The sequence below is a fragment of the Rhizobium sp. SRDI969 genome (assembly GCF_025152725.1).
Taxonomy (GTDB): domain Bacteria; phylum Pseudomonadota; class Alphaproteobacteria; order Rhizobiales; family Rhizobiaceae; genus Rhizobium; species Rhizobium leguminosarum_I.
Genome location: NZ_CP104035.1, coordinates 1,119,735 through 1,136,267, shown reverse-complemented (window position 1 = coordinate 1,136,267; position 16,533 = coordinate 1,119,735). Strand labels below are relative to the sequence as shown.

17 protein-coding genes and 1 pseudogene are annotated in these 16,533 nt (G+C 62.3%); 11 read left to right on the top strand and 7 right to left on the bottom strand.

From position 1 onward, the window contains the following. Positions 1 to 111: 111 nt before the first annotated feature. From N2A41_RS05755 to N2A41_RS05740, 5 genes are all read left to right on the top strand, one after another. A complete protein-coding gene (locus N2A41_RS05755) occupies positions 112 to 1,512 on the top strand; it encodes an MFS transporter (protein ID WP_260110489.1) in 1,401 nt (466 codons plus the stop codon). Between the two features lie 95 nt (positions 1,513 to 1,607). Further along, positions 1,608 to 2,021: a hypothetical protein gene (locus tag N2A41_RS05750; RefSeq protein ID WP_260110488.1), complete on the top strand. Its 414-nt coding sequence runs from the start codon at positions 1,608 to 1,610 to the stop codon at positions 2,019 to 2,021. 4 nt (positions 2,022 to 2,025) lie between these two features. Beyond that, on the top strand, positions 2,026 to 2,289 hold the full coding sequence (locus tag N2A41_RS33300) for a hypothetical protein (RefSeq protein WP_311202877.1): 264 nt from the start codon (positions 2,026 to 2,028) through the stop codon (positions 2,287 to 2,289). Positions 2,290 to 2,755: 466 nt separating this feature from the next. Continuing rightward, positions 2,756 to 2,899, top strand: a complete 144-nt coding sequence (locus N2A41_RS05745) for a hypothetical protein (protein ID WP_003546677.1) — start codon at positions 2,756 to 2,758, stop codon at positions 2,897 to 2,899. A gap of 304 nt (positions 2,900 to 3,203) precedes the next feature. Continuing rightward, the gene (locus N2A41_RS05740) at positions 3,204 to 4,271 is read left to right on the top strand and encodes a fatty acid desaturase (protein ID WP_168724878.1); all 1,068 of its coding nucleotides are present in this window, start codon (positions 3,204 to 3,206) and stop codon (positions 4,269 to 4,271) included. 97 nt (positions 4,272 to 4,368) lie between these two features. Here the strand turns inward: N2A41_RS05740 and N2A41_RS05735 are convergent, their stop codons facing one another. Further along, positions 4,369 to 5,283: an SDR family oxidoreductase gene (locus tag N2A41_RS05735; RefSeq protein ID WP_260110487.1), complete on the bottom strand. Its 915-nt coding sequence runs from the start codon at positions 5,281 to 5,283 to the stop codon at positions 4,369 to 4,371. A 119-nt stretch (positions 5,284 to 5,402) separates the two neighbouring features. Here N2A41_RS05735 and N2A41_RS05730 point away from each other — a divergent pair, with 119 nt between their 5' ends. Then, on the top strand, positions 5,403 to 5,963 hold the full coding sequence (locus N2A41_RS05730) for a TetR family transcriptional regulator (RefSeq protein WP_260110486.1): 561 nt from the start codon (positions 5,403 to 5,405) through the stop codon (positions 5,961 to 5,963). A gap of 6 nt (positions 5,964 to 5,969) precedes the next feature. On the opposite strand, the gene N2A41_RS05725 is transcribed toward N2A41_RS05730, so the two are convergent. After that, positions 5,970 to 6,443: a YcgN family cysteine cluster protein gene (locus N2A41_RS05725; protein WP_222386210.1), complete on the bottom strand. Its 474-nt coding sequence runs from the start codon at positions 6,441 to 6,443 to the stop codon at positions 5,970 to 5,972. A gap of 204 nt (positions 6,444 to 6,647) precedes the next feature. On the opposite strand from N2A41_RS05725, the gene N2A41_RS05720 reads away from it, so the two are divergent. From N2A41_RS05720 to N2A41_RS05710, 3 genes are all read left to right on the top strand, one after another. After that, on the top strand, positions 6,648 to 8,846 hold the full coding sequence (locus N2A41_RS05720) for a transglycosylase domain-containing protein (RefSeq protein ID WP_222386209.1): 2,199 nt from the start codon (positions 6,648 to 6,650) through the stop codon (positions 8,844 to 8,846). Between the two features lie 302 nt (positions 8,847 to 9,148). After that, a complete protein-coding gene (locus N2A41_RS05715; protein ID WP_260110485.1) occupies positions 9,149 to 9,736 on the top strand; it encodes a DUF1214 domain-containing protein in 588 nt (195 codons plus the stop codon). Beyond that, positions 9,729 to 10,277, top strand: a complete 549-nt coding sequence (locus tag N2A41_RS05710; RefSeq protein WP_162118071.1) for a DUF1254 domain-containing protein — start codon at positions 9,729 to 9,731, stop codon at positions 10,275 to 10,277. The genes N2A41_RS05715 and N2A41_RS05710 overlap by 8 nt, the downstream gene beginning before the upstream one ends. A gap of 13 nt (positions 10,278 to 10,290) precedes the next feature. Here N2A41_RS05710 and N2A41_RS05705 read toward each other — a convergent pair whose 3' ends face one another. Next, on the bottom strand, positions 10,291 to 10,458 hold the full coding sequence (locus tag N2A41_RS05705) for a hypothetical protein (protein WP_222386207.1): 168 nt from the start codon (positions 10,456 to 10,458) through the stop codon (positions 10,291 to 10,293). 539 nt (positions 10,459 to 10,997) lie between these two features. On the opposite strand from N2A41_RS05705, the gene N2A41_RS05700 reads away from it, so the two are divergent. Both N2A41_RS05700 and N2A41_RS05695 read left to right on the top strand, forming a co-directional pair. Continuing rightward, positions 10,998 to 11,204: a hypothetical protein gene (locus tag N2A41_RS05700; RefSeq protein ID WP_260110484.1), complete on the top strand. Its 207-nt coding sequence runs from the start codon at positions 10,998 to 11,000 to the stop codon at positions 11,202 to 11,204. Between the two features lie 247 nt (positions 11,205 to 11,451). Next, entirely contained in the window at positions 11,452 to 12,501 is a 1,050-nt protein-coding gene (locus tag N2A41_RS05695; RefSeq protein ID WP_222281945.1) for a DUF2336 domain-containing protein, read from the top strand. A 70-nt stretch (positions 12,502 to 12,571) separates the two neighbouring features. Here N2A41_RS05695 and N2A41_RS05690 read toward each other — a convergent pair whose 3' ends face one another. The 4 genes and pseudogenes from N2A41_RS05690 to N2A41_RS05675 all read right to left on the bottom strand — a co-directional run bounded on the left by N2A41_RS05690 (position 12,572) and on the right by N2A41_RS05675 (position 16,296). Next, positions 12,572 to 12,916 carry a DUF1491 family protein gene (locus N2A41_RS05690; RefSeq protein WP_017963546.1) on the bottom strand — a complete coding sequence of 115 codons (345 nt, stop codon included), beginning with the start codon at positions 12,914 to 12,916 and terminating at the stop codon, positions 12,572 to 12,574. A 62-nt stretch (positions 12,917 to 12,978) separates the two neighbouring features. Next, positions 12,979 to 13,533 (bottom strand): annotated as a pseudogene (locus N2A41_RS05685) (methyl-accepting chemotaxis protein); the annotation flags it as partial. Positions 13,534 to 13,790: 257 nt separating this feature from the next. Then, the gene (locus tag N2A41_RS05680; protein ID WP_260110483.1) at positions 13,791 to 14,744 is read right to left on the bottom strand and encodes a peptidoglycan-binding domain-containing protein; all 954 of its coding nucleotides are present in this window, start codon (positions 14,742 to 14,744) and stop codon (positions 13,791 to 13,793) included. Further along, on the bottom strand, positions 14,716 to 16,296 hold the full coding sequence (locus tag N2A41_RS05675) for a sensor histidine kinase (RefSeq protein WP_017963543.1): 1,581 nt from the start codon (positions 16,294 to 16,296) through the stop codon (positions 14,716 to 14,718). The genes N2A41_RS05680 and N2A41_RS05675 overlap by 29 nt, the downstream gene beginning before the upstream one ends. Between the last annotated feature and the right edge of the window lie 237 nt (positions 16,297 to 16,533).

Genomic DNA, 16,533 nt, shown 5'->3' with positions numbered 1-16,533 from the left:
CTGGCATGGCTACTATCAATTTGCAATAGGAAAGGAAGCTGTACATTTTCTCGTTCCCTGCCGTCCGGCAACCTCCCCCGATGAGGCGGCAGCGAAGAAGGAACGATTTCGATGACTCTTTCCAAATCGCCAAGCGGGGCGGGGCTGGCATTGCTGCTGCTCTGCGCCGCCAATTTTCTCGACGCCATGGACGTCTCCACCATCGGCGTTGCGCTTCCCGCCATCCAGGCCGAACTCGGCATGGAGGCGACATCGCTGCAATGGGCCGTCAGCGCCTATGTGCTCGGCTATGGCGGCTTCCTGCTGCTCGGCGGCCGGGTCGCCGACGTCTTTGGCCATCGCCGCGTCTTCCTCTGGTCGCTGGCGATCTTTGCCGCCGCCAGCATCGCCGGCGGCTTCGTCGATAGCGGGCCGACGCTGATCGCCGCCCGATTGATCAAAGGCATTGCCGCCGCCTTCACGGCGCCTGCAGCCCTAGCGCTGCTTCTCTCCGTCTTCGGCGAGGGAACCGCACGGGCAAAGGCGCTCGGTGTCTTCTCCTCCACCGGCGCCGCCGGCTTCGTGCTCGGCATGGTGCTCGGCGGTGCCGCGACGATCTTCAGCTGGCGGGCGACGCTCGTCATGGGCGCGCCCGTCGCCATCCTGACGCTCGTTCTGGCGCCGCTGGTGCTGCCCGCCGACCCGAAAAGGGCGGGACCGAGACCTGCCTTCGACTGGGCCGGCGCGCTGACGATCACGCCCGGGCTGCTGCTCTTCGTTTTCGGCATCACCAACGCCGCGGCCGCCGGCTGGCAGGCGTTCCCGACCTGGGGTTCGCTCGCCGCGTCGCTGGTGCTGATCCTGCTCTTCCTCCTGGTCGAAGCGCGCCATGCCGATCCGATGGTGCCGCTCGGCATGTTCCGCCGCGCCAAACTCCGGCATGCCAATGCGATCGCCGCCCTCTTCCAGGGTGCCTATGTCGGCTTCCAGTTTCTGGCGACGCTCTACTATCAGAACGTCATCGGCTGGTCGGCCTTCACGACGGGCTTCTGCTTCGCGCTTGGCGGTGTCTTCGTGATGTTCCTGGCGCCACGTTTTGCGACGGTCGCGCAAAATCGCGGCGCTACCCGGCTGATGGCAGTGGGTGTCGGCCTGCAGGCCTTCAGCTACGTCTTCTGGGTTACCGCACTCGGACATGTCGATCCGATCCTGCTGGTCGTGTTCTCGCAGATCCCGCTCGGCCTGGGTTACGCCCTGACCTACCCCTCGGTGCAGGTTGCGGCCCTTTCCGATGTGGAGGATGACAAGGCGGGGCTCGCCTCCGGGCTGCTCTTCGCCTCCTTCCAGATCGGCGGCGGCATCGTGCTTGCGGCCGCCTCGGCGGTCTTCGGCGCCGCACCGCATTTCGGCTGGAACCCCTACGTCGCCGGCATAGCCTTCGTGGCAACGCTTGCGGTGGCGATCACCCTGCTTGCCGCCGCCGGTCCGCGGACATCGGCCGCCCGGAGGCCTGCTTATCAAGCGGCGGAATGATCCTCACAGCCCGCACTCTGACCGGTGCGGGCTGCTCATGAACCGGAGCTAGATCTGCGGCAAGAATCCCGTTGCGTTGCCTCGGCGAAAGGCGCATGGTCGCAACTTCGGCAGCCATTGAACGGGCGCTGCCGACTGAGGATCTTCGTATCCTCGCCCCGATGAAAGGAGGACCGATGTCTTCCACTTCCGAAAAATCGCATCTGACCTCATCCGATCTCGACATGCTTCAAGGCGTGCTCGACGACGCCGGTTACGACGCCAGAATCCTGATCGACGACGAAAGGGTCTTCAACGTCGCGGCCGTGCTGCTGATCAGGCTGTTCGAGGAGGGCGTCACCTCGCCGGCCATGCTCTCGCTGGCGCTCGAACATCATTTCGGCAAGCTGAAGACGCCGCCGAAACCGGTAACCCCCATCTTTAACCGATATGCGATACAGGGATTGCCCCGCCACGACGCGCCGGCAAGGGCGCCGCGCGTCTTTTCAGACGCACTAAGGACGCTCTAACACTTTGAGTTTGCGCGTAATCCTTTCGGAAAATCGATTCCGATTTCGGGGTTATGCGCTAGCGGCAAGCGAGCCGCTCGGCCCGAAGAATTATTGTGCGAAAACCCTCTTGCTTTGTACGCAAGTGGATTTGCTTTTGTCGATGCTGGTACCGCTCGATATCGGACGGGACATAGAACTCTGTTTGGCCCGCGGTATCATGTCGGCATCGGGCCGAGCGGAGATGGAAAGAACGAAGCTGATCCGCCTGTTTCCCGTAAATGACTGAGCGCGTCGCAAGATTCACCCTCGCGCTTCGGGTCCTGTTTTTACGCATGTCGTTATCGCAAAGCTGCATCATAGTTTTGCGCGGCATGTTTAATCCCTGTGGAAATATGGCTTTCCTGCGGCAGCGGCCTTAATGGCACCTCAATTTTATTCTATAAGGAGGGCTCGCTGATTTGGCCGATGCGGCATTTGCGGTGGCCGGGTTTCCGGCCCCGCCATTTTCCCGATCGCGAAAGCATGGTGACGTCCCGTCTCAACGTCGGGTTTGGCTTTCGGTGACCTCTCCGGTCATCCGCCTCCAGACTGCGATGCGGTTTCAGCAGGCATCATTTTCATTCCATCCCTGCGGCCCGGTGTTGTCGGGTTGCCCCTCATGACGATCCCGCGATCTCTGATCGCGACCGACAAGCGGGGCGAATACCACGCAGGCTGCGGCTTTCAATTTCGATCTAAGGGAGATTTTATCGATGGCAAAAGGACAAGTAAGAAGCAATCGTGAGGTCCGGAAGCCGAAGAAGGACAAGCAGGCAGCGAAGGTGGAAAGCACATTCGCCAATCAGATGAAGACGGCGACCAAGACCGCCCCGCAGGGCAGTGCTCCAAAGAAATAGAACTTCTTATCGAGCCCCCCGCTCCGCCCCCCGTGCGCATAACAGCGCAAGTGCTAGCGCGTCTTGTCGAACGCGCCGCGCTCCGGCGTGACACCATCACCCATTGACATGTTCTCAGAAAAACAGGAATTGCTGCAACTATGACCACTCTTCATACCATGTACCACTTCGACTATCCGCTCTTCCTCATTCGCTCGGCCGTGGTGATTGCACTCGGCCTTTCGGCGATCGCCGCCTTTCACGGCGTCACTCTGTGATCGAATCTGCGCGCCGCAGCGAGTGCGAGGAAATCCAAGTGGCCCCTTTGGGCGAGCCCGACGACAACTCGGAGCGATCCGAAAACCCGGATCGATCCGCCGAGCAAGCCGCGCTTTTCGCTGAAAAGCGCTGGCTGAAGATCCTTGCCGGATATCGCCAGCCGCGGGCCGGACGCAGCGCCTTCGAGCTTGCCGTTACCGTCGTCCCCTTCGCGCTGTTCTGGGCTGCCGCATGGGCAGCGGTTCATTACAGCTTCTGGCCCGGCCTGATCCTCGTCTTTCCCGCCGCCGCTTTCCTGCTCCGACTGTTCATGATCCAGCATGATTGCGGCCACGGCTCGTTTTTCGCCCGTCGCCGCGTCGACGACTGGGTCGGTCGCACGATCGGCATCCTGACGCTGACGCCCTACGACTATTGGCGCCGGGCGCATGCGGAACACCATGCTTCGGCCGGGAACCTGGACGAACGCGGCGTTGGCGATATCGAAACGCTGACGATTGCCGAATATAACGCGCTGTCACGCTGGGGCCGGCTCGGCTATCGGCTCTACCGGAACCCGATCGTGATGTTCGGGATCGGACCGGCATGGCTGTTCCTCTTCAAGCAGCGCCTGCCTTTCGGCATGATGCGCTCCGGCGCCCTGCCCTGGGTCTCGACCATGGCGACCAACCTTGCCGTCGCAGTGGCCGCCGCGCTGTTGATCTGGGCGATCGGGATCATTCCCTTTCTTTTGGTGCATTTGCCGATCGTGCTTCTGGCAGGTGCTGCCGGCGTCTGGTTGTTCTACGTCCAGCATCAGTTCGAGGAAACGCACTGGTCGAAGAAGCCGGACTGGCAGTTCCAGCATGCGGCCCTGCACGGTGCCTCGCATTACGACCTGCCGCCGGTGCTGCGCTGGATCACCGGCAATATCGGCATCCACCATGTGCATCACCTGTCGAGCCGGGTGCCCTACTACCGGCTGCCGGAGGTGCTGCGGGACCATCCTGAGCTTGCCGATATCGGCCGCATCACGCTCATGGAAAGCCTGCGTTGCGTCAAGCTGGTGCTATGGGACGAACAGACGAAGCGGCTGGTCTCGTTTCGCGAGGCAGCGCGGCTTGCCGCAGCATGATAGCGGGCGTTAGAGCGGTTTAGTTTTCACGGGAGCGCAGAGCCGACCTAACCTTTTGCTTGCATCCAATTCCAGAAAGCTGTTTTCCTGGAGTTATTTAGCGATAACCCGTCACGTCAGCCGGTCTGCCCGGCTCCTGCACTTCCACCATGTAGCGCCAGCAATCCGGCCGCGAACCGTCGATATCGTCGAAGCCGTAGGTCTTGGCCACTCCGCCGCTCGACAGCGACTGGCCGTTCCAGCGGGCGCGGTCGGGATCGGCGGCGATGGCGGCAACGGCGCGGCCGACAAAGCGGGGGGTTTCGGAAATGGCGAAATGCGGCTGCACATTGGTCGCCTCGCGCCAGTTCTCCTCACGGACACCGTAAGCATCCAGCATCATTTCGGAGCGCAGCCAGCCAGGCGTGATCGAAACAGCGGTGGCGCCGTGTTTTTCCAAATCTTGCGCATGCGCCCAGGCCATGCGGGTGACACCCGTTTTGACGAGGTCGTAAAAGGGCGAAAGCCGGTAATGCGTGGCATTGTAATCAGCCGTGCCGTCCGTCATCTCCACCAGCAGCCCGCCGGGCCGCTCGATCATCAGCGGCAGGGCGTAATGGGCGGTGATCAGATGTGTCTCGATGCCGAGCTGCAGCATGCGCAGGCCCTTGTCCAGCGAATGCTCCCAGACGGCCTTGTCCCATTCGAACAGTTTCTCGCAGCCCCAGATGTCGTTGACGAGAATATCGAGCCGGCCGGCCTCAACGCGGATGCGGGCGACCAGCGCCTCGACCTGTTGCTCGACGAGATGATCCACCTGCACGGCGATACCCTTGCCGCCTGCGGCGGTTACAAGTTCAGCCGTCTCTTCGATCGTCTCCGGCCTGGAATATTCGGATTGCTGAGCGCGCGTCGTGCGTCCCGTTACATAGACGGTGGCGCCGGCAGCACCGAGTTCCACCGCGATGCCTCGGCCGGCGCCGCGCGTAGCACCCGCCACCAATGCCACTTTCTCCCGCAAGTTCGCTGTCACTTCTCCATCCTCCACGCTAAAGCGCCTCATGCTGCAATGGTTGCACCAGGAATTACCCGGCGCTCCTTGCTTATAAACGAATGATCGTTTACATATGACGTGAATGCAAGAGGAATTTCATGCCGCGACGCCGCACACTGTCCGACGAACAGCTTCTCGCCATGGTGCTGGCGCTGATCCAGGCCGAGGGCCCGGACGCGGCGACCTTTGCGGCGGTGGCGAAAGCCAGCGGACTTTCCGGTTCGACGCTGGTGCAGCGTTTCGCCACGAAAGCGGCGATGCTGCGCACCGCGCTGCTTTATGCCTGGGACAGGCTGGATGCGGAAACGGCGCGGCTTGCCGAGACCGTCCCGAAAACGCCGAAAGGCGCCATCACGCTGCTCGTCGGCCTGTCGCAGGACTACGGCGACAATGCCGCTGCCTATGGTGAGGGACTGCTGGTGCTTCGCGAGGATTTCCGCGATCCGGTGCTGCGCGCCCGAGGGGCCGCGTGGGGAACGGCCCTGACGGCGGCGATCGCGCGATGTTTCGGATCGGCGACTGCGCCGGAGACGATCGCCCGGCTGTTGCTTTCGCAATGGCAGGGTTCGCTCATCTGGTGGGGTTTTGGCGCGGAGGGGCCGGTGGCCGCCTATGTGGAGACGGAGCTGCGGTGCTTCCTCGCGGCAATAAAGCCCTGAGCCCGCTTATGCTTCCTCATCGTCCTTCTCGCCCACGGTCAGCGGCCAGTCGACGACGTAATCTTCGAGATCGTCGATATCGATTTCACTTTCGTTGATCGTGCGGCCTCGCGCAGAAATACCGGCGGCATGGACGGTCTCCGGGTCGCCGGAGACGAGCGGGTGCCACCAGTAGAGGTCGTGGCCTTCATTGACCAGCCGATAGCCGCAGGTCGGCGGCAGCCAGGCGATATCGGGCACGTTCTCCTTCGTCAGCTGAACACAGTCCGGCACGAAATCCCAGCGGTTCTCATAGCTTGAGCAGCGACAGCTTTCGCCGTCGAGCAGCTTGCAGCTGACCGAGGTGAAATAGATATCGCCGCTATCCCATTCCTCGATCTTGTTGAGACAACAGAGGCCGCAGCCGTCGCAGAGGCTTTCCCATTCGGCGACGGTCATTTCGGCAAGCGTCTTGCTCTTCCAGAAGGGCAGATCGTTCATCGTTCGTTTCTTGCAACAGCGGCCCGCAAATTCGCGTGACCCTCATGCATCTCTCTTGTTATCGGCCGCAAAATCAATCAATCCTTCAGTATACTCCTGGTACTCGGAGAATTCTCTCCTGATATCGGAGAGATTTGCGGCCATATGCGGGCCTCGCGCTTTCGTCGGATATGACCGAAGCGCGATCAGGCGGGAATACAGGACGTGCAGGATCCGGACAACCCAGGAAATGGGCCAGAAAACGGGCCAGAAAACAGGCCCGGAAAAGCGGCGAACGAGGCGGCGGAAAAGCGGCCGGCGAAGAGCCGTCACATTCTGCTGCGCATCGATTCCTGGATCGATTCGACCGTCTGGAACGCCGGCTTCCGCGCCGCCGAGATCTGGGAAGACATCACCATCTTCTTCCGCCGCTTTCGCGTGCGCGGCTGGAAGCGCATGGTCTTCGAACTTGCCGGCGAAGGGCTGACGCTCGGGGCGGCCGGCTCCGTGCTGATTTTGCTGCTTGCCCAGCCCGCCTTCGAGGCGACCAAGGAGGACTGGCGCAATCGCGGCGATTTCGCCGTCACCTTCACCGACCGCTACGGCAACGTTATCGGCCATCGCGGCGTGATCCACCAGAATTCCGTGCCGATCGATGAGCTGCCGGATTCGCTGATCAAATCGGTGATCGCCACCGAGGACCGGCGGTTCTTCGACCATTTCGGTATCGATTTCATCGGTCTCTTCCGCGCCATGAGCGAGAATGCGCGCGCCGGCGAAGTCGTGCAGGGCGGCTCGACGCTGACGCAGCAGCTCGCCAAGAACCTGTTCCTGTCCAATGAACGTTCGATCGACCGCAAGGTCACCGAGGCGTTCCTGGCATTGTGGCTAGAGGCGAACCTTTCCAAGAAGGAAATCCTCTCCACCTATCTCGACCGCGCCTATATGGGCGGCGGCACTTTTGGCGCAGCCGCAGCGGCGCAGTTCTATTTCGGCAAGAATATCACCGATGTGAACCTTGCCGAATCCGCCATGCTCGCCGGCCTGTTCAAGGCGCCGGCCAAATATGCGCCGCATGTCAACTTGCCGGCGGCGCGTGCACGCGCCAACGAGGTGCTGACCAATCTCGTCCAAAGCGGGCTGATGACCGAGGGTCAGGTGATCGCCGCCAGGCGCAACCCCGCCACCGTCGTCGATCGCAACGAGGTGGAATCGCCCGATTTCTTCCTCGACTGGGCCTTCGACGAGGTGCAGCGGCTTTCACCGCGTTTCCACCAGCATTCGCTGATCGTGCGCACGACGATCGACATGGGCATCCAGCAGGCGGCCGAGGATTCGGTCGAGACGTCGCTGCGCGAATATGGCGAAGCCTATCACGCCAAGCAGGGCGCGATGGTGATGATCGAAAACGGCGGCGCCGTGCGCGCCATGGTCGGCGGCCGAGATTACGGCGAAAGCCAGTTCAACCGCGCCACCAGAGCGCTGCGCCAGCCGGGGTCCTCCTTCAAGGTGTACACCTATTCGGTGGCGATGGAGAGCGGGATGACACCGAAGACGACTATCGTCGACGCCCCGATCTCCTGGGGCAATTGGAGCCCGCATAATTATGCCAATCACTATGCCGGCCGCATAACGCTTGAGACCGCGATCGCCCAGTCGATCAACACCGTGCCGGTGCGGCTTGCCAAGGAAAAACTCGGAATTCAGCCGATCCGAGCGATGGCGAAGAATCTCGGCGTCGAAACGCCGATCCGCGACGACGTCACCATCCCGATCGGCACGTCCGAGGTAACGGTGCTCGACCAAGCAACGGCCTATGCCACCTTCCCGGCCGGCGGCTACCAGTCGCGCCGCCACGGCATCACTCAGATCCTCGATTACGACGGCGACGTGCTTTACGATTTCGACCATGACGAACCGGCGCCGAAACGCGTGCTGTCCGAACAGGCCGACGCCTATATGAACCAGATGTTGTCGCGCGTTCCCTATGTCGGCACGGCGCGCAAGGCCGCACTCGACAACGGCATCCTGACGGCCGGCAAGACCGGCACGACCCAGGCCTATCGCGACGCCTGGTTCGTCGGGTTCACCGGCAATTACACCTGCGCCGTCTGGTTCGGCAATGACGACTACACCTCGACCAACAACATGACCGGCGGCTCGCTGCCGGCGATGACCTTCAAGCGTGCCATGGACTACGCCCATCAGGGCGTCACGCTGCGCGCCATCCCCGGCGTCGAAAACCCCCTGCCCTCGGAAAAGGACCTCGCCAAGACGTCTGCCGCCAAGCCGCAGGACGGATTGCCGCAGCTTGTCCGGCCGCGCATGCTCTCGGTTCAATCGACTGACATCCTCAAGACACTCGGCGAAAAGCTGAAGGATGCCGCCCCGCTCGCGCCGGCGAAGGTGGCGAGCGCGGAGTAGTTGGCCCAGGAGATTGCCGGACTGCCCCTCATCCGGCTGCCGCCACCTTCTCCCCGTAAACGGGGCGAAGGGACCATGTCGCCACCTCTCCGTTCCCCGCACACCTCTCGTAGGCCACGTCCCCTCGCCCCGTTTACGGGGAGAGGGTTAGGGTGAGGGGCAGCCATTCGCGCAAACCGGACAGCCCTGTTGCCGCACTTTGCATAACGTGGATCAATCGGCCTCTACGGCACGGCTTGGCATTCCACCCTGCCAGAATCAGTGGTAACCCTTTCATCCGATATGGTTTCCAAGGTCATGACGTGTTTCGATTTCCCCTTTTTATCGCGATCATGCTGATCGTCGCCTTTGGCGGCGGGATCATGATTTCGCTTTATGCGCTGGATGCGACGCAGGGTTTTGGGGCGATCAAGCTCGGCGCCTGGGAGGCCTTTCCGGCGTTGCAGACGGTCGAGGCCGATCCCTATGCCAAGTCGCACCGGGCGCGCGCCGGCAAGCTGCTCTACGGCAGCGCCGAGGGCCTGACCTTCACGGCGAGCGTCGACGACGAGGGCGCGCGGCTGAATGCCGGCTGCCGCTACCGCATCAGCGGGCAGACGCCGCCTGCCCGGCTCTGGACGCTCTTTACCGCCGACAATGGCGGCAATCCGGCGGCGGTGACGACCGGGCATCCCTCTGCGCTCAATTCTTGGACGGTGCTGCGCCAGCAAGACAGCAGCTTCTCGATCGAGATCTCCGCCGTCGCCCAGCCGGGCAATTGGCTGGCCTTACCACAGGCCGGCTCCTTCCGGCTGGTGCTGACGCTGTTCGACACCCCGACCGCCGGCAGTTCCGGCGTGATCGACCTCGCCATGCCGAAACTCACCAAGACCGGATGCGGCAATGCTTAGGATATTCTTCGCCGTCCTGACCGGCCTTTTCGGCGCAGCCCTGCTGCATCTCGTCATCATCCTGTCGCTGCCGCATTTCACCGGCAGGGATGCGGCAACCCGCGTGGAGGCGGAGGGCGATCTCAACAATTTCTACCTGCTCGGCGACCAGTATGACGAGGCCGGCCTTGCCAATGGCGACCCCTTCCTGCGCACCGCCGTCTGCTCCTTCGATGTCGAGGATGCTCCGGTGCATTTCACCGCCAAGGGCAATGTGCCCTTCTGGTCGATCGCGATCTACGACAGCGCCTCCAACGAGGTCTTCAGCATGAACGACAGGACATCGGTCGGCGGTGCGCTCGATGTGCTGGCCGGCAGTCCGATCCAGCTGACCGACCTGCGCAAAAATCTGCCGCAGGAGCTGCAGCAGGCGATCCTGGTGGAAATGGCACGGCCGGACGGTTATGCCGTGCTGCGGACGCTGGCGCCGCAGGCGAGCTTCAATGAGGCTGCGCGCAACTTCCTGACGGAAGCCGGCTGCGAGCAATTCGCCGCTCGCTAAGGTTGAAGAGCGGTTACTTCTTGTTGACGCGCGGCGCGGGCGCCGGACTAGGTCTAGGGCTCTCGGCCAACCGCTCGTAGCGGACGCCGGTGAACCAGAGGATCTTGGCTTCGCGGGGCTCTTTGTCCGGGCGATGCGGCGCCCGCGGCTGCCGATCCGCCAATGCGACTACTATTGCCATTCTCGTCTCCATGCACTGCCCGAGACGGATGAACTTGCGATGGATTTCACCCTGCCCGCCAATGTGCGGGCCGGCGCGTCCTGCGGTGCCGGAATGACCGGACCGAGGGCATTCGCGCCTTTCCCACGGCACCTGATTGAAATACCGTGATGCGGAGTTTCGACGATCCAACTACTCAAATCGCGTCGTTCCTATCCGAATTGAGACACATGACAGTTAACAGTTTACTAATGTTCGGCGATGCCAAACACCGTTCGACTCGCCTTCCCTTTAACGCTCGAAGAGTCGATTTGGTTTCACGCCGCCTGCGCAAGGGGCCTGGCTTGGCATCGCCGCTAAAATTAGAAATAATTCATATAGTTGGCATTGGCGCGGCAATCTCTCTACCTCGAAAAAGGCAGTGTTGCAAAAATGCGTCATGAAAATATTTAATTGCGAGGCGCTCAGATGCGCGTATGTTTCGTTCGGTCGATCACAGTTCCCGGGCACCGATCGATCGGGGATTTTCTACGCTCTTGCCGGAATGCGGAGGGTAAGCGGTGTCTTTGCTGGTCAATTCATCCTTCTCGCCTGACGATCTCGACGTGCTGCGCAGTGCGCTTGATGCCTGGTGCTCGGAACGGCGCATCGACATCAAAAGCGTCGACGCGCAGTTCGCGGCATCCGCGGCCCTCAACCTTTATCAGCCCGGTTATGACAGCCGCGAAAAGCTGCTGCACGCGCTGCGCGATCACAGGATTGCCTGAACTTTTCAACCATCACTTCGGCGGTGAGGAATCCTCATAGCGCCGTTCCAAACCGCGCATTTTTATATCGCCGGCTAACTATGCAACAACACGCTGAGCGTGTATATTTCTGTTGCTTTTTAATAAAATCTTCAGCATGCATTAACCCTACCGGTCTAGGATTTGTTCATCACCGTATGGCCTGACATGCGTTCCGCCAGCGCATATGGCCCATGGTCCCGTTGTTCTGCGTTTTCGGGGTGTTTTTGTGCGTGACCGGTTTCGAGACCTAGAAGGCCCCTTGGCCGTCAGGAAAAAGGACGTGGTGTTGATGGCGACTGTCAGCAGTTTCGAGAACCTGTCTCATCCGACACGGTCCGAACTGCGCCAATTCGCCGAACTTTTCATGCCGCTGTTCCAAGCCTCGTCCGACGAGGCCAAGCGGCAGGCGGTCGCAGCGCTGTCCCAATGCGAGAACATGCCGGCCGCAGTGGCACTGTTTATCGGCAACCAGCCGATCGAGATCGCGGCCCCTTTTCTTGCCGCCTCCAAGGCGATCGCCGACGATACGCTGATTACCATCGCGCGGATGCAGGGTGCTGCGCATGTCAAGGCGATCGTCAGCCGCGATTCACTCTCGCCGAAGGTCATCGATGCGCTAGTGGCGCTGCGCCAGAGCCAGCCTCGGGCCGTGGGCGCCTCGGCGCCGATCATGGAATCGCCGGCGGTCCCGCTTTCGCCGGTGCCGGCCGAGACCAACGAGGCCGATGCGTTGGAGGAACAGCGGGTTGCCAATGAAGAGGCGTTGCGCGAGCGTATCCTCGGGCTTGCCGGTCATCTCGGCCGTGCCGACGAAGACAGGCTCGGTCTGCGCACGCTCAGCGACATTCAAGAGGCGCTGCTGGTGCGCTTCGCGCGCTCACGCGAGGCGACGCATTTCGCAACAGCACTTGCCGATGCGCTTTCCGCCAGCCGCTGGCTTGCCGAGCGCATCATGCTCGATCTTTCCGGCCAGCAGCTCGCCACGACACTGACGAGCCTCGGCATGGGCTTTCTTGATGCCGTTTTCGTGCTCGAAAGGCTCTATCCGCACCTGGCCGAACAGCAGCACAACGTCACTCGCGGCTGGATGGTGCTCGATGCACTCGACCCGGAAGAATGCCACGAACGCGTCGAAGCCTGGCGGCGTGCCGATCGCTACACCTATAGGCACGACGTGCCCAATGTGCCCGCACCTCAGGAAACGCCCAACCACCGCTTCATCCGCCAGGCGCCGCCGCAGCGCGACATGCGCATCATGGGACGGCGGTCTCGCTGAACCGCGGTTTAGCGGCCTTGCCACATATGAACTGCCCGAAATGGCGCTGAACTGACGAGCGCCTCGGCTCTCAGCCGCCCTTCGCAAGTGGGATCATATCTCCGAGTTCATCCGCCTCCAGTTCGACGATCCAGAGATCGGGATCGAATTTGCGTTCGCGCTCCAGCATCGCGCGCACCGCTTCCGGTTCGCTGCGCAACAGGCGGATCTCGAACAGGCGGTCGCCGGCCTGGCCTTCGTCGAAAGCGGTCTGCGGCGCCGGCGCATAGAGAGTTTCCAGGCCGTCGCGGCAGTGCTGACGGATGAAGATCGCACCCGCCTCCTCCGCACCCTTCTTCTCGACGGCGGCGAAATCGCCGCTGGCGAAGACGCGGCGCAGGAGGGCGGAAACGAAGATGTCGGCGCGTAATCTCATCGGCGCGGTATAGACCGGCGCGCCGGTGGCGGCAATGCACGGTCTGAGTTTGACTCCAGCGGTCAGACCTTGACTGCCAGCCGCAATCCTCCCCAATGCCGTCCCCGGACGGTGATCGGGGCGGAGATATCCTTCATCATCACGAAATTGCCGCCGCCCATGTCGCGCCTGTAGGTCTGGACGAGGAAGGGCGCGGTGCCGCGGCCAGCTGCAAGGCCGACGCGATCGGCGAAGATGCGGCGATTGCGGCAATTGGCGGTGTTCCAGACGGTGTCGCCAGGCCGCTGGGCTTGCGAGAATTTCCGGTTGTGGGTCGGCAGATAGCCGTTCTCGTCGATCGCCGTGCAGAAGGCGATGCGCTCGTCCAAGGCTGTGACGGGTTCCTGGATCGGCGGCAGCAGGCGGTCGGCGAGTTCGGTGAAGGCTGCCGGATCTGTGCCCGGTATCGGCCGATAGCGTCGGTCGAAGAGAGCATCGAGCCCGATCTGCCCTTCAGCGACGGCGCGCTCGAAGGCGCCGGAAATCTGCCTTGCCGCCGACTGCGCTTCCTCGATCCAACGGCTGTCGGCGGTCTTGACGCCGGCGCTCGCCGTCAGCTGGATCAGGGTTTCCGAGAGGATCCGGCAAGAAAACAAATTTCATTGCGGGTCCGCTTTGCGGGCGGCTTCGGCGGCAAAGCCCCGCAGTCTGGCCCGGATCGTTTCAAACGGCACCGATGCGCCGGTTTCAAGATACCGCTGCCGCCGCCCTTCATCCTCAGCCTGTTCGCTGATCGTGCGCTCCGCTTCAACTTATTCAATCGGGTAAAAAGGCTTTTTGCCGATTTAGAACAGGATGTCGTCCGAAAACCGCTCACACTTTTCGGCATTATGTTCTATATCGCGCCGATTTCCTTGAGTTTCTTCAGCACCGCCTGGTTCGGCTCGCCGTCTTCGGGCAGGTTGTAGTGCTTTTGAAAATGGCGGATAGCCGCGCGGGTCTGCTCGCCGGCGACGCCGTCGATGCCCACATTGGCATAGGCCATGTTGGAAAGGCCCTTCTGGATCTTCAACACCAGGTCGACATTGGTGATTTCGCTTGATGGAACCTGCTTTGCAGCTGACGAAGCCGTTTTGACCGTCTTTTCAGCGCTCCGGATCGCGGCCGCCACCGGATCTTCCGCCGCCGCCTTCGAGCTCACATCCTCGGGCGGCTTTTCGGCGGGCACGGTCGAGGGGCCGGCGGCATCGGTCTTCAGCGCCGCCAGTACCTCCGGCGTCGGATCGCCGGTTTGGGTCATGCCGACGGTCTCCTCGAAGAAGAGAATAGCCGCACTGGTGCGCGGGCCGATGATGCCGTCGGGTATGCCGTTATAGAGGCCGCGGCGCACCAGCTGCTGCTGGATGTCCATGACGAGTTGGCTCGGCTGCTGGCCAGGCGCGGCAGGCGCCGGCGTCGCATTGGTGGTGGCTGTATCCTGCGGCCGTTCGATCCGGAATGTGGTGACCTCGCCCTGCTGCTCCTCAGCCGGGCGGCGGGCACCGAGCACGGTCGGAGACTGCGGATCGCGGGTGCGGAAAATCGGATGCGGATGCAGGCCCGGCTGATACCAGAGCGCATTGGCGGCGACGAAGGAGAAGATGACGACGAAGGTGATCGTGCCGCCGGCGACCGACGGATTGCGGCCGATGACGCCGCCGAGCACGGATGCGCCCTGCAGGCCGAGCCCGCCGAGCACGGAGGCGCCTTGCAGGCCGAGCCCGCCGAGGGCGGCAGCGCCTGACATCAGAAGGCCCGGCTGCTGCCGTCCCCTTTTTCCCTTAGGCGATTTTCGCTTGCGCGCGGCCATCGAAACGCCCCTCTTCCAATTCTGCACCACTATTGACCGCGCCCTTCAGCCGCGGCGGAAACTCGACAGTCGCGCCATGACCGGCGTCTTCGGCGTGCTGGGCGCCCGAGCCGTCCACCGCGATCTCAATGGTGATGATCGTGCCCTCGCCCGGCTGGCTGGCGATGGCGAAATACCCGCCATGCAGCGCCACCAGCCCCTTAACCAGGGAGAGGCCGAGGCCGGAGCCTTCGAAGCGGCGGGTATAGTCGTTCTGGATCTGGACGAAGGGCTGGCCGAGCAGCGCCAGCTTGTCGGCCGGGATGCCGATGCCGGTATCGCTGACCGTCAGCTTGAGGATGCCGTCGCGCGCTGCCGCATCGACCGAGACAACGCCGCCAGCCTCGGTGAATTTTATGGCATTGCCGACGAGGTTGATGAGGATCTGCTGGATGGCCCGCTGATCGGCGACGACCTCGCCGAGATCGCGCTGGATACGGCTCGTCAGGGTGAGGCCCTTGGTCTTGGCCTGCAATGCCAGCATTGATTCGCAGGATTTGACGGAGCTTGATATATCGAAGGCTTCGAGGATCAACTCGTAGCGGCCCGCTTCGATCTTGCTCATGTCGAGCATGGTGTTGACGACGGAGAGCAGATGCGCGCCGGATTCGCGGACCAGGCCGACATATTCGCGCTGGCGGTCGTTTTCGAACTTGCCGAAATATTCACCGATCAGGATATCGGAAAAACCGAGAATGGCGTTCAGCGGCGTGCGCAGTTCATGGCTGACGGCGGCGAGGAAGCGCGACTTGGCGTCGTTTGCGGATTCGGCATCGGCCGCGCGGTTCTGGGCCTCGTCACGCAGCTGCTGCTCGACGGAGACATCGCGCAGCTGGGCAATGATGGCGGCAAGCTCGCCATCGGCATCGCGCCGGGCGGTCATGTCCATTCTGAGATAGGCGAACTGGCGTTGATCGCGCGAGACCGAGGGCCGATCGAGGCGCAGATCGACGCTCTGAGCATCCTCGCCCCGGCGCAGGTCATCAAGCGCCTGCAGGAAAAGGATGCGGTCGGAGACATGCACCTGCTCGAGGAAGCCCCTGCCCTTGGGATCGCGCATCCAGGCAAGGAAATCGCGCCGGTCGCGGCCGCCGACCGTCGCCACACTGCCGTGCGGGTCCAGGAAGAAGACGAGGCCGGGGGTGGCTGCAAGGAAGAAATCCTCGGCCGACTGCGTGGCGACACCGGAAGACGAACCCTGACGGGCGAGCGCGATGCTGCCGACGGCGGAAAAGAGAAAGGCGGCGCAGACCACGGCGACACCCGCCGGCAGCGCGACGGCCGGACTTGTGACTGCCGAAAGGCCGATAGGAGCGGCAACGAGAGCGGCCGACGAGAACAGCACGAGGCGGCGCAGGATCGCGAGCTCGCGTTGGCGTACGGCTTCGCCGCCGCCCGTCCGGGAGAGCCAGCTTGTCGCTGCCCGGTCTACGAGGGCCGTCATCCAGCCGCCAATGTTACTCAATACACGCACGCAATACCCGCCCGAAAGGCTGTCGATCGATCCGGACAATAGGCCTTGGCGACTTAAAGAAAGGATAAGGCAAAAGCGCTGTTCACAGGCTGAAACGGCCGAAATTCCCGTTTTGAAGCATCTGGAAGGCTCTTTGCCTTTTGTGGTTAATAGCAGGTAAGCGACGGATTTTCCTCATATTTCAGCATTGCGTTAACTCTTGTGGCAAGGCGAGCTAGCAAAAGCCCTGCAATTGCAAGCAGGTGTTGCCCTGATGCTTAACGGCGATCGCTCGCA

Coding starts and splice junctions, on each gene's coding strand:
- N2A41_RS05680 (WP_260110483.1), bottom strand. CDS start 14,744: ATGGCCGCGCGCAAGCGAAAATCGCCTAAGGGAAAAAGGGGACGGCAG.
- N2A41_RS05690 (WP_017963546.1), bottom strand. CDS start 12,916: ATGAGATTACGCGCCGACATCTTCGTTTCCGCCCTCCTGCGCCGCGTC.
- N2A41_RS05755 (WP_260110489.1), top strand. CDS start 112: ATGACTCTTTCCAAATCGCCAAGCGGGGCGGGGCTGGCATTGCTGCTG.
- N2A41_RS05745 (WP_003546677.1), top strand. CDS start 2,756: ATGGCAAAAGGACAAGTAAGAAGCAATCGTGAGGTCCGGAAGCCGAAG.
- N2A41_RS05710 (WP_162118071.1), top strand. CDS start 9,729: ATGCTTAGGATATTCTTCGCCGTCCTGACCGGCCTTTTCGGCGCAGCC.
- N2A41_RS05705 (WP_222386207.1), bottom strand. CDS start 10,458: ATGGCAATAGTAGTCGCATTGGCGGATCGGCAGCCGCGGGCGCCGCAT.
- N2A41_RS05730 (WP_260110486.1), top strand. CDS start 5,403: ATGCCGCGACGCCGCACACTGTCCGACGAACAGCTTCTCGCCATGGTG.
- N2A41_RS05750 (WP_260110488.1), top strand. CDS start 1,608: ATGGTCGCAACTTCGGCAGCCATTGAACGGGCGCTGCCGACTGAGGAT.
- N2A41_RS05725 (WP_222386210.1), bottom strand. CDS start 6,443: ATGAACGATCTGCCCTTCTGGAAGAGCAAGACGCTTGCCGAAATGACC.